Genomic DNA, 12,048 nt, shown 5'->3' with positions numbered 1-12,048 from the left:
TTCGGTCCCTATCCGCTGTGCGCGTAGGAATATTGAGAAGGGCTGTCCCTAGTACGAGAGGACCGGGACGGACGAACCTCTGGTGTGCCAGTTGTTCTGCCAAGGGCATGGCTGGTTGGCTACGTTCGGGAGGGATAACCGCTGAAAGCATCTAAGCGGGAAGCCTGCTTCGAGATGAGTATTCCCACCTCCTTGAGAGGGTAAGGCTCCCAGTAGACGACTGGGTTGATAGGCCGGATATGGAAGCCCAGTAATGGGTGGAGTTGACCGGTACTAATAGGCCGAGGGCTTGTCCTCAGTTGCTCGCGTCCACTGTGTTAGTTCTGAAGTAACGAACACGCCCCCCACCGTGTGTGGTTTGGGGTGCGGCGGTTCATCTTCATAGTGTTTCGGTGGTCATAGCGTTAGGGAAACGCCCGGTTACATTCCGAACCCGGAAGCTAAGCCTTTCAGCGCCGATGGTACTGCAGGGGGGACCCTGTGGGAGAGTAGGACACCGCCGAACAATTTTTAGCCTCAACCCCTGGTCTTAGGACCGGGGGTTGAGGCATTTTTGCGTTTCGGGCACGTTCCCCTTCCGGGGAAACGTGTGCATCGGTGGCTCAGAGGCGACCGGCCGCCTTCAACGCCAGGTAGGTGTCCGCCAGAGCAGGAGCGAGGTCGTCCGGTGTGGCGTCCACGACCGTCACTCCGTGGCGCCGCAGCTGCTCCGCCGCGTGGTCGCGCTGGGCCTGCGCCTGCGTGCCGGCAGCTGCCTCGTAGACGGCATCGAGGGAACCACGGCCCCGGGCCATCCGCGCGGCGTGCGGGTCCGACACAGAGGCCACCAGAACGGTGTGGCGCTGCGTGAGCTGCGGCAGCACAGGGATAAGCCCCTCCTCCACAGGCGCTGCCTCAAGGCTCGTCAGCAGGACGAGGAGGGAGCGGCGCGGAGCGCCGGCCATGGCGGCCGTGCTGAGGCCACGGGCGTCGGTCTCGACGAGTTCGGGTTCAAGGGTCGCCATGGCATCCACCATGGCGGGAAGGACGTCTCCGGCCGAACGGCCCTGAACCTGGGCCCGCACACGGCGGTCGTAGGCCAGCAGGTCCACTCGGTCGCCCGCTCGTGAAGCGAGCGCGGTGAGCAGCAGGGCGGCGTCCATGGCCGCGTCGAGACGCGGCACGTCACCGACGCGGCCGGCCGAGGTGCGGCCGGTGTCGAGGACGATGAGGATATGGCGGTCGCGTTCGGGCCGCCAGGTGCGGACGGCGACCGTGGTCTGCCGGGCGGTCGCACGCCAGTCGATGGACCGGGTGTCGTCCCCCGGGACGTACTCGCGGAGGCTGTCGAACTCCGTGCCCTCGCCCCTGGTGAGGGCGCTGGTACGGCCGTCCAGCTCACGGAGCCTGGCCAGCCTGGACGGCAGGTGCTTACGGCTGGTGAACGGTGGCAGCACGCGCACACTCCAGGGCACGTGGTGGCTGCCCTGGCGAGCGGCCAGGCCCAGCGGGCCGTACGAGCGCACGGTGACCCGCTCTGCCGGACGGTCGCCGCGGCGGGTGGGGCGGAGCAGCGTGGTCAGCCTGCGGCGCTCACCTGCCGGGATCGTGATCTTCTGGCGAGATGCGGCCTGCTCGGTCCCCGTCGGCCAGCTGCTCGGCGGCCAGGCGTCGCGGATGTCGGCGCGCAGGCGTCGACGGGACGGGTTGCTGACCGTGAGCTGGACCTGCGCACTCTCACCGAGTCGAACGGTTGTATCACCACTTCGGGTGAACCGGAGCGTTCTTACTGGCGCGGCCAGGGCGTAGTCGCACAGAATTGCGAGGGAGAGGGGCGCGTTGACAGCGAGCATCCCTGTCCAACTGGGCGCGAGGATGCCGACAGGGAGAGAGCCGAGCGCCGCGAGGAGCGCGGTTCGACCGGTGAGGGCCACGGTTCATCGCCTCATCGGGGTACGGGGACGTGGGCGAGGATCGCGTTGATGACGGAGTCGGGGGTGACTCCTTCCATCTCGGCTTCGGGCCGCAGCTGGATGCGGTGGCGCAGGGTCGGGAGGGCGAGGGCTTTGACGTCGTCCGGGATGACGTAGTCCCGGCCGGTGAGCCAGGCCCAGGCGCGGGCGGTGGAGAGCAGGGCGGTGGCGCCTCGCGGGGAGACGCCGAGGGTGAGCGAGGGGGACTCACGAGTGGCACGACAGATATCGACCACATAGCCGGCGATCTCGGCGGACACGGTGGTCTTGGAGACGGCGGCACGGGCGGCTTCCAGGTCTGCGGGGCCGGCGACCGGGCGTACTCCGGCGGCCCGGAGGTCGCGGGGGTTGAACCCGTCCGCGTGCCGGGTCAGGACATCGATCTCGTCCTGACGTGAAGGCAACGGGACCGTCAGCTTCAGCAGGAAGCGGTCCAGCTGGGCCTCGGGCAGCGGATACGTGCCCTCGTACTCGACCGGGTTCTGCGTCGCGGCCACGAGGAACGGGTCCGGGAGCGGGCGCGGCGTGCCGTCGACCGTGACCTGCCGCTCCTCCATGGCCTCCAGGAGGGACGACTGGGTCTTGGGCGGGGTGCGGTTGATCTCGTCGGCGAGCAGCAGATTGGTGAAGACAGGGCCGGGCTGGAAGGAGAACTCCGCCGTCCGGGCGTCGTAGACCAGCGACCCGGTGACATCGCTCGGCATCAGATCGGGGGTGAACTGGACGCGCTTGGTGTCGAGGTCCAGCGAGGCCGCCAGGGCGCGGACGAGCAGGGTCTTGGCGACACCTGGCACGCCTTCGAGCAGGACGTGGCCACGGCAGAGGAGGGCGACGACGAGACCGGTGACAGCGGGATCCTGGCCGACCACGGCCTTCGCGATCTCGGAGCGCAGCGCTTCCAGGGAAGCGCGTGCGTTGTCCGAGTTCTCAGCGGTCTCGGGGGTCGGGGCACTCATGAGGTGCGTACCTCTCTTTCGAGGGCGTCGAGTTGATCTGCCAGGAGGACGAGCGCGGCATCGTCGGCGGGCGCCGGGCCGAAGAGGAGAGCCCTGAGGTCCCTGTCGCCGTCGCCGAGGCGGGCGGAGACGGCGGGCAGCAGGGAGTCGGGGGAGTGGGTGTCCAGGGATGAGACGCCCAGCAGCGGGGCGAGCCGGGTTCGGGTCGAGGAGCGCAGGACGGAGGCCGCGCGGTCACGGGCGTTCGTCTTGCGGTACAGGCGGGCACGGCCCTCGGTCGTCTCGGAGGCGCGGATGGCCACCGGGAGGCGTTCGGTCACCAGGGGGCCGAGACGCCGGGCGCGCCAGATCGCGGCCAGGACGGCGGCGACGGCCAGTTGGAGAGTGCCCCAGAGCCAGCCGGAGGGGATCAGCCCGAGGAAGTCGCTCTCGGCTCCGTCACCGGGATCACCGTCTCCGCTGCCTTCGGTGGCGGAGGGATCACTCAGCGAGGGGAGGTACCAGACGAGATGCGGGCGGGAACCGAGCAGTTGAAGAGCGAGCGACGCGTTGCCCCGCTTGGCGAGGCGGTCGTTGTGGAGGAGGTCGGCGGAGCCCAGGAGGACGGTGTCGCTCTGCGCGGTGCCCGGCATCCTGAGCAGCGTGGGCAGTCCGTCGGCGAGGTAGCAGGCGTCGGTGCCCGGGGTGTCGGTCGTGTAGCGCTCGCCACCCAGGTCGGCGTCGCCGGCGCGTTGCGCGGCGGGCAGGGAGCACTGAGGGGTGAGGGCGGACACCGGCGCGGGGAAGTCCGTGTCGACATCGGGGGCGAGGGTCGCCAGGGATGCCGGGCCCGGGGCGAGGAGGACGGTTCGGCCACCGGACGTGGTCATGTCCTCGTGCAGGACGTGCTGCTGATGGTCGGTGAGGAGATCGGGCACGGCGACGAGGAGCGTGGTGTCGGAGCCCGTCGCGGCCGTGGCCTCCTTCAGCGTGGTGACCACTTTGACGGTGATCCCGCGGTCCTTGAGGAGTTCGGCCACGGCCCGGCTGCCGTTGCCGTCGGCGGAGCGCGGGTCGAGACGCCCGTGCTGGTCGCCGGAGCGGGCGAGAGCCATGACGATACCGGCGGTGACGAGGAGAGCGATCGCGAGCAGCACTCCCCGGACTCGGGTCCAGATCTCGCGGGTGGTGAGGGATGTGGAGGTGGCTGCCGTGGTCATCGCACCGCCTCCTCGGGCGGGGTGGTGTCGTCGAGGCGCGGCTTGACGGCCTCCAGCGCGGCATCGAGGGCCTTCAGTCGCTGGTACGCGCGCTGGTCGGCGGTGCGCCCGCCGTATGTGACGTCGTCGAAGGTGCGGGCTGCCGCGCGCAGTTCCCCGGCGTGGGCGGGCAGGTGCCGGCCGGCTTCGGCGGCGGCCTCGTCAGCGGTGCGGCCGGGACGCGGGTCGAGGACGGTGCGCTCCTCCAGCGCGCGGACGATGCCCCGCATGCGTTCCTGGACGGCCTGGTTCCAGCGGTCGGCGGCCGCGTGCCGTTCGGCGGCGGCGCGATGGTCCGCAGCGCTGCGGGGACCCTCGTCGAAGAGGGAGTCCGAGCCGCCCAGGGCACGCTGTGGGGTGCCGAGCCGCCACCAGAGGGCGGCGATCACGGCCACGATGAGCAGGACGACGACCACCAGCCCCAGCGTCCCTCCCGGGGTGGCGCCGGAGGCGGAGGCGAAGAGCTCGCCGAGCCAGTCCCAGACGCGCTCCAGGGCCCGCTGGAAGAAGCCTGGGTCGTTCTCGCCGTACATCGGATCGGACAGCTCACGCTCGGCCGCTTCGCGGGCCGGGACGCGTGGGATGTCCACCGGTACGTCGTCGCTCGTGGGGAGCTGTGCCCACGCCGCTGTCGGTCCCCCCGTGGTCGGCACCGCATCAGCTCCCGGACGTGGTGTCGCCGGAGGAGGCGCCGTAGCCGGGAACGCCGGCGGCCCGGGCGAGTTCGAGATCGAGGGCCTCGCGGCGGATCCGCTGGTCCACGTAGAGGAGGACGGTCACACCGGCGGAGATCGGGTAGGTCACGGAGGATGCGATCACCGCTCCGATGCCGGTGACGATGAGGAACGGCCAGCCGAAGTCGGGAGTGTTGCCGCTGACAAGGCTGCTGACGCCTTCACCGTCGACGGCGAAGCCGATGATGCTGAAGGGGATCGCGATGACCACCATGATCAGAATCGCCAGGAGCATGGTGAGCAGGAGGATTCCGAAGATGCGCCACCAGGAGCCCCGGACGAGCTTCGCCGAGCGGCGCAAGGAGGAGAGGACGCCTCCCCGTTCCAGCATCAGCGCCGGATAGGACAGGCTGAACCGGATCATCAGCCAGATGGCGACGACACCGGCCGCGATGCCTCCCAGCGAGGCGAGCGCGTCGCCCCCTGTCGAGTTCATCAACAGGCCCGGGGCGATGCCGACGGCCAGGATCCCTGCGGTGAGCGCGGCGAGCAGCAGCGTCAGCCCGAGGAGTTGGAGCAGCCGGGGGCGGGCCTCGCGCCAGGCGTCGGCGAGGGTCACCGGGCGGCCCAGCACAGAGCGGCTGACGACGATGGTGAGCAGCGCCGTGGTGATGAACGTGGCCATGAGGGTGATCAGCGCCGGCACCGACTCCGCGAGGAGACTGCCCCGCAGATAGGCGGTGAGCTGGCTCATCTGCTCGGAGGGGCTCGCCTCGGAATCGATGCGCGGCGGCGTCGGCAGGACGAAGCGCCTGAGGAGGGTGTCGGCGGTCTGGGTGATGACGGACACCGTGATCGTGACGCTGAGGACCGTACGCCAGTGCGCGCGCAGCGTGGAGACGGCGCCGTCGAGGATCTCGCCCACGCCCAGCGGCCGCAGCGGGATGACGCCTGGCTTGGCGGTGGGCGGAGCGCCCCAGCCGCCCCGGGGGCCGTTGCCCCAGTGGGGGGCCGGCTGGCGGGCGGGGCCCGTGGAGCCCGGGCCGGCGGGCGCCGACCACTGGGAGGCGGGCGGCTGCTCCTTGGACCACTGCGGGCTCGCGGGCCGCTCGTCGGCGGGCGGTGTGCTGGGCGCGGGAGTGTCAGGACCCTGCTGGCCGGAGCCCTGGCCGTCGGACGCGGAGGATCCGGGCGAGGCCCAGCCCGGAGTGTCGTTCACGGTCGTCCACCTCGTGCGTTGGTCGCGGGGCCCGCTTGTCGGGCGGGCTCGGTCACGGTGCCGGGCCGCTCGGCGGGGCGGAAGGTCGGCAGCCATCGTGCCACGCGCCGTCCGCCGTTGAACCGGCGCCCGTATGTGCCGGGCACCTTCATTGTCGATCGTTCAGGGGGCAGACTGGGCGGATGGTTGATCAGTACGCACGAACTGCCACCGGAGAAGGGCCGTCCGCCCTGCCCGTACTGCGCTGGATCGAGCCGCCCGAGGGTCCCGTGGTGGTGCTGCTCGACCAGACACGGTTGCCCGCCGAGGAAGTCGAACTGGTCTGTACGGACGTACCGGCGCTGGTGCGGGCCATTCAGGCCCTCGCCGTGCGCGGGGCGCCCCTGCTCGGCATCGCCGGCGCCTACGGGGTCGCTCTGGCGGCGATGCGGGGCTACGACGTGGAGGAGGCCGCGGAGTCGCTGGCCGGAGCGCGGCCCACCGCTGTGAACCTCGGTGTCGGGGTGCGGCGGGCGCTCGACGCCTACCGGGCGGTGGCCGGGAAGGGCGCCGGGCAGGACGAGGCCGCCGAGGCGGCCCTCGCCGCGGCGCGGCGGCTGCACCGCGAGGACGCCGAGGCCAGCGCGCGGATGGCGGACCGGGGCCTGGCGCTCCTCGAGGAGCTCCTGCCCGGCGGTACCCTGCGCGTCCTGACGCACTGCAACAGCGGGGCGCTGGTGTCGGGCGGTGAGGGCACGGCGTTCGCCGTGGCACTCGCGGCCCACCGGGCGGGGCGGCTGCGGCGGCTGTGGGTCGACGAGACGCGGCCGCTGCTCCAGGGGGCCCGGCTCACGGCGTACGAGGCGTCCCGCCACGGCATGGCGTACACGTTGCTCACCGACAATGCCGCCGGGTCGCTGTTCGCGGCGGGAGAGGTGGACGCCGTGCTCATCGGGGCGGACAGGATCGCCGCGGACGGCTCCGTGGCCAACAAGGTGGGAAGCTATCCGCTGGCGGTGCTGGCCAAGTACCACCACGTGCCGTTCCTGGTGGTGGCGCCGGTCACGACGATCGACGCCGACACTCCCGACGGGGCGTCGATCGAGGTGGAGCAGCGATCCGGGCAGGAAGTGACGGAGCTCACACCTCCGCCGCAGGTCGGAGGCGGGGTCGGGCCGGCCGGAGGGTTGCCAGTGGCACCGCTCGGAACGCAGGCTTACAACCCGGCCTTTGATGTGACACCCCCCGAACTGGTAACGGCGATCGTCACTGAGGTAGGAGTGGTGTCCCCGGTCACCGGGGCAGGAATTGCTGAGCTGTGTGCCAGGTCACGACAGGTAACGATTAGCTAATGGGATGATGTCGTTTATGAAGGGACGTGTCCTTGTCGTCGACGACGACACCGCACTGGCCGAAATGCTCGGGATTGTGCTGCGTGGTGAAGGGTTCGAGCCGTCGTTCGTAGCGGACGGTGACAAGGCGCTCGCCGCATTCAGGGAGACCAAGCCGGACCTGGTGCTGCTGGACCTCATGCTGCCCGGCAGGGACGGCATCGAGGTGTGCCGGCTCATCAGGGCCGAGTCCGGTGTACCGATCGTCATGCTCACCGCGAAGAGCGACACCGTCGACGTCGTGGTGGGCCTGGAGTCGGGGGCCGACGACTACATCGTCAAGCCGTTCAAGCCGAAGGAGCTCGTCGCCCGCATCCGGGCTCGGCTGCGGAGGTCCGAGGAGCCCGCGCCCGAGCAGCTCACCATCGGTGACCTGGTCATCGACGTGGCCGGGCACTCCGTCAAACGGGACGGCCAGTCGATCGCGCTCACCCCGCTGGAGTTCGACCTGCTCGTCGCGCTCGCCCGCAAGCCCTGGCAGGTGTTCACCCGCGAGGTGCTGCTGGAGCAGGTATGGGGCTACCGCCACGCCGCCGACACGCGGCTGGTGAACGTGCACGTGCAGCGGCTGCGCTCCAAGGTCGAGAAGGACCCCGAGCGGCCGGAAATCGTCGTGACCGTCCGTGGTGTCGGTTACAAGGCCGGACCGAGCTGACATGACCCGCGGCAGTGCTGCTCCGAAGCCCGGGAAGCCGGGAGTCCGTGCGGGGCGGGCTGCCGGACCGGGGCTCGCGCCCTCGCGCGCCGGCAGGCTCCTCCTGGGCGGCCGACTGCTCCAGGACGGAGCGCCGGGCGGGCGGGTGCTCCGGCTGCTGATGCGCTGGATCCGTCGTCCGCTGCTCCCCGCCGTACGGCTGTGGCGGCGGAACATCCAGCTGCGCGTGGTCGCCGGCACCCTGCTGATGTCGCTCGGCGTGGTGCTGCTGCTCGGGTTCGTCGTCATCGGCCAGGTGCGCAACGGTCTGCTGGACGCCAAGGAGAGGGCGGCGCAGATCCAGGCGACCGGAGGCTTCTCGGCGGCCCAGGACGAGGCCAACGCGCCGTCCGCGCCGCCCGCCCCGAGCGGCCAGGACGGCAGCGGCAGCGGCGTGACCGCGCGGTCCTCGCTGAACTGGCGGTCCGACCTCGTCGTGCAGCTGGCCAGCGGTGGCCACGGCGCGTTCAACGTGGTGGCGCTCAGCTCCGACTCCGCCGGCGCGGCACCCAGCCGCGGCGCCCGGGCGTCGGGCGGTGTCTTCCCCGCCACCAGCATTCCGGCGGCGCTGCGGGAGTCGGTCGCGCAAGGGACCGGCACGTTCCAGACGTACAGCCGGATCCGCTACATCGACGGCCAGGCGTCCGAGCCGGGCCTGGTCATCGGCAAGCGGCTCAACGACGTCGAGGGCAATTCGTACGAGCTGTACTACCTCTTCCCGCTGACGCAGGAGGAGGAGTCGCTGTCCCTGGTGAAGACGACGATCGCGACGGCGGGGCTCTTCGTGGTCGTGCTGCTCGGCGCCATCGCGTGGCTCGTCGTGCGGCAGGTCGTGACACCGGTGCGGATGGCGGCGGGCGTGGCCGAGCGGCTCTCCGCCGGACGGCTGCAGGAGCGGATGAAGGTCACAGGCGAGGACGACATCGCCCGCCTCGGCGAGGCCTTCAACAAGATGGCGCAGAACCTCCAGCTCAAGATCCAGCAGCTGGAGGACCTGTCGAGGATGCAGCGCCGCTTCGTCTCCGACGTGTCGCACGAACTGCGCACCCCGCTGACGACGGTCCGGATGGCCGCCGACGTCATCTACGAGGCACGCGGTGACTTCGATCCCGTGACAGCACGGTCGGCGGAACTGCTGGGCGATCAGCTGGACCGGTTCGAGTCGCTGCTCGCCGATCTGCTGGAGATCAGCCGCTTCGACGCGGGAGCGGCCGCCCTGGAGGCCGAGCCGATAGACCTGCGGGACGTCGTACGCCGGGTCATCGGCGGCGCCCAGCCGCTGGCCGAGCACAAGGGCGGCCGCATCATCGTCGTCGGCGACGAGCAGCCGGTGGTCGCCGAGGCCGACGCACGGCGGGTCGAGCGCGTCCTCAGGAACCTGGTCGTCAACGCCGTCGAGCACGGCGAGGGCCGGGACGTCGTGGTGCGGCTGGCATCGGCCGGCGGCGCGGTCGCCGTCGCCGTACGGGACTACGGCGTCGGGCTGAAGCCCGGCGAGGCCACCCGCGTGTTCAACCGTTTCTGGCGCGCCGACCCCGCGCGTGCCCGGACCACCGGCGGTACCGGCCTCGGCCTGTCCATCGCCGTCGAGGACGCCCGGCTGCACGGCGGCTGGCTCCAGGCGTGGGGCGAACCCGGCGGCGGCTCGCAGTTCCGGCTGACCCTGCCGCGTACGGCCGACGAACCGCTGCGCGGCTCACCGATACCCCTGGAACCGGATGACTCCCGGCGCAACCGCGAAGCGGCCGCCGTACGGGAGGGCCGGGGCGCCCGGGACACCGGACGGCAGCCCGCCGTGCCCGGGCAGACGGTCGCGGACCGCTCGCCGCTGACCGTACCCGGAGCGTCGGCGATACCGCCCCGGCAGACCCGGGCGGCCGCAGACCCCACCGCCCTGCCCGGCAACGGTGCGCGCGTGGTCGCGCGTGGTGCCATGGAGCCGACGGGCGCCACCGCCCCGGCGGAGCGGGAACCGAAGCGGGAGGACACGACCAGTGGGCGCTGAGCGTCTTCGGTACAGCCCTGACGACGACGGCCGTGGACGCGACAGCCAGGTGCGTGACGACCGCGTGCGTGACGACCGCGTGCGTGCCGGCCTGAGCCGTCAGGGCCGTGGCCGCGCGGGTCGCGCTGCCGCCGTGCTCGCGTCCGCCGCGCTGCTCGCCGGGTGCGCGTCGATGCCGGACAGCGGCGACGTCAGCGCCGTGAAGGCGTCCAAGCCTGGCGACTCCCAGGTGCGGGTGTACCCGGTGACGCCGCGCGAGAACGCCGAACCTGACGAGATCGTCGACGGGTTCCTCGAGGCCATGACCGGTGACGACCCCGGTTTCGCGACGGCGCGCAAGTACCTGACGAAGCAGGCCGCGCGGACCTGGAAGCCCGAGCAGCGCACCACCGTGCTCACGGCCGCGCCGGACCGCCTCCAGCGGCTGGGCGACGGCGGCCGTGACGCGGAGGCCCTCCAGTACGAACTGACCGGCCAGCGGGTGGCGACGGTGGACAGTCGGCACGCGTACCAGCCGGTCGACGCCATCGAGTACCGCGAGTCGATCCGGCTGGTGCAGCAGACCGGCCCCGACGGCAAGGGCAAGGAGTGGCGCATCGACGGCCTGCCCCAGGGGCTGGTGCTCGGTGAGTCCGACTTCCAGCGGAACTACCGGTCGGTGAACAAGTATTACTTCGCGTCAGGTCAGGACTGGGTCGTGGCCGACCCGGTCTACATCCGCAAGCGCCAGGACCCCGTGACGCGGATGGACTCGCTGACGCAGACGGTCAAGGCACTTCTCGAAGGGCCCACGCACTGGTTGAAGCCGGTCGTGGATTCGCGTTTCCCGACGGGCACGACCCTGAAGGAAGGCGTCACCTCGCTGACGGTCGACGACCAGAGCACGTTGAAGGTGCCGCTCAGCAAGAAGGCCAACGACGTGGGACGCGAGCAGTGCCAGAGAATGGCCGCCCAACTGCTGTTCACCGTCGGGGATCTGGCGTCCACGAAGGTGCAGCAGGTGCAGATGCAGCGCGCCGACGGATCGACGCTGTGCCTGCTGCACGAGAACCAGAAGGAGAATTACACCGCTGACCGGACCTCCGGAATTCCGGAGAACCCGTACTTCGTGGACGCCGCGGGAAAGCTCGCGGAACTCGAGGTCGCGGCGAAGGACGTGGTCCATCCGGAGCATGTGCCGGGCCCGTTCGGCAACGGCTCGGTGAAGCTCGACTCGGTCGCGGTGTCCCGTGACGAGCGGCGCGCCGCCGCCGTCTCCGAAGGAGGCGTCAACCTCCGTGTGGCCTCCGTCCTTTCGGAGTCCGAGCTGCCCGCGCCGCTCGTCAGCAGCCAGGGCAAGCGGCGGGAGGAGCGCCTGTCCGCACCCAGCTGGGACGGCCGGGGCGACCTGTGGGTGGCCGACCGGAACCCCGCGAAACCGCGGCTGCTGGTCCTCCCGGGCGGCACGGCCCCGCCGGTCACCGTGACGGCGCCGTGGCTGGTCGACGGTGTACGGATCGAGGCGCTGCGGCTCTCCGAGGACGGGGTGCGCGCCGCGCTGCTGCTCCACAAGGACGGCAGGACCACCCTCCAGATCGGCCGCGTCGAGCGGCAGGGCTCCGGGGCCCGCCAGACCGTCGCGGTCGTGGACCTCCAGTCCGTGGCGCCCCGGATGGAGTCCGTGACCTCGGTGTCCTGGGCGGGGCCCAGCCGGCTCGTGGTGCTGGGCAAGCTCGCCGGCGGCGTGCAGCAGGTGCGCTACATCCAGACGGACGGCTCGACGTCCCCCGCCGGGATCCCCGGCCTGAACCAGGTCAAGGCCGTCGCGGCGGCGAACGACGAGCGGGTGCCGCTGGTGGCCGCGTCCTCCGACGACGGCATCGTCCGCCTCCAGAACGGCGTGAACTGGCAGCCGATGGTCGACAAGGGCACATCGCCGGTCTATCCGGGCTGATCCGACG

General features: G+C 71.2%; 9 protein-coding genes and 2 rRNA genes. 6 read left to right on the top strand and 5 right to left on the bottom strand.

Features of this window, described 5'->3' with window-relative positions:
• Both ACGF5U_RS05795 and rrf read left to right on the top strand, forming a co-directional pair.
• A 23S ribosomal RNA gene (locus ACGF5U_RS05795) occupies positions 1 to 297 on the top strand; the annotation flags it as partial.
• Positions 298 to 388: 91 nt separating this feature from the next.
• A 5S ribosomal RNA gene (rrf, locus tag ACGF5U_RS05790) occupies positions 389 to 505 on the top strand.
• Between the two features lie 97 nt (positions 506 to 602).
• Here the strand turns inward: rrf and ACGF5U_RS05785 are convergent.
• From ACGF5U_RS05785 to ACGF5U_RS05765, 5 genes are read right to left on the bottom strand one after another with little or no spacing between them, the layout of a single operon-like run.
• Positions 603 to 1,913 (bottom strand): DUF58 domain-containing protein, encoded by a 1,311-nt coding sequence (locus tag ACGF5U_RS05785; protein ID WP_392713189.1) that lies wholly within the window; start codon positions 1,911 to 1,913, stop codon positions 603 to 605.
• Between the two features lie 11 nt (positions 1,914 to 1,924).
• Positions 1,925 to 2,908, bottom strand: a complete 984-nt coding sequence (locus ACGF5U_RS05780) for an AAA family ATPase (RefSeq protein WP_392713188.1) — start codon at positions 2,906 to 2,908, stop codon at positions 1,925 to 1,927.
• On the bottom strand, positions 2,905 to 4,107 hold the full coding sequence (locus tag ACGF5U_RS05775; protein WP_392713186.1) for a DUF4350 domain-containing protein: 1,203 nt from the start codon (positions 4,105 to 4,107) through the stop codon (positions 2,905 to 2,907). Before ACGF5U_RS05775 ends, ACGF5U_RS05780 begins: the two co-directional genes overlap by 4 nt.
• Positions 4,104 to 4,799, bottom strand: coding sequence for a DUF4129 domain-containing protein (locus tag ACGF5U_RS05770; protein WP_392713185.1), 696 nt, complete (start codon positions 4,797 to 4,799; stop codon positions 4,104 to 4,106). The genes ACGF5U_RS05775 and ACGF5U_RS05770 overlap by 4 nt, the downstream gene beginning before the upstream one ends.
• A 4-nt stretch (positions 4,800 to 4,803) precedes the next feature.
• On the bottom strand, positions 4,804 to 6,039 hold the full coding sequence (locus ACGF5U_RS05765; RefSeq protein ID WP_392713184.1) for a glycerophosphoryl diester phosphodiesterase membrane domain-containing protein: 1,236 nt from the start codon (positions 6,037 to 6,039) through the stop codon (positions 4,804 to 4,806).
• Between the two features lie 182 nt (positions 6,040 to 6,221).
• Here ACGF5U_RS05765 and mtnA point away from each other — a divergent pair, with 182 nt between their 5' ends.
• The 4 genes from mtnA (at position 6,222) to ACGF5U_RS05745 (ending at position 12,041) form a co-directional block, all read left to right on the top strand.
• Complete coding sequence (gene mtnA / locus ACGF5U_RS05760) at positions 6,222 to 7,370, top strand: S-methyl-5-thioribose-1-phosphate isomerase (protein ID WP_392713181.1); 1,149 nt, start codon at positions 6,222 to 6,224, stop codon at positions 7,368 to 7,370.
• 4 nt (positions 7,371 to 7,374) lie between these two features.
• On the top strand, positions 7,375 to 8,064 hold the full coding sequence (gene mtrA / locus ACGF5U_RS05755) for a two-component system response regulator MtrA (protein ID WP_191870552.1): 690 nt from the start codon (positions 7,375 to 7,377) through the stop codon (positions 8,062 to 8,064).
• 1 nt (position 8,065) lies between these two features.
• Entirely contained in the window at positions 8,066 to 10,108 is a 2,043-nt protein-coding gene (gene mtrB, locus ACGF5U_RS05750; RefSeq protein WP_392713179.1) for an MtrAB system histidine kinase MtrB, read from the top strand.
• 172 nt (positions 10,109 to 10,280) lie between these two features.
• On the top strand, positions 10,281 to 12,041 hold the full coding sequence (locus ACGF5U_RS05745) for an LpqB family beta-propeller domain-containing protein (protein WP_392713223.1): 1,761 nt from the start codon (positions 10,281 to 10,283) through the stop codon (positions 12,039 to 12,041).
• Positions 12,042 to 12,048: the final 7 nt, after the last annotated feature.

Origin of the sequence: Streptomyces sp. NPDC047886 (assembly GCF_043204435.1) — a bacterium.
In the GTDB taxonomy this organism is placed as follows: Bacteria; Actinomycetota; Actinomycetes; order Streptomycetales; family Streptomycetaceae; genus Streptomyces.
Note: the sequence above shows the minus strand (reverse complement) of the source record. Positions and strands in the feature narration are given on the sequence as shown.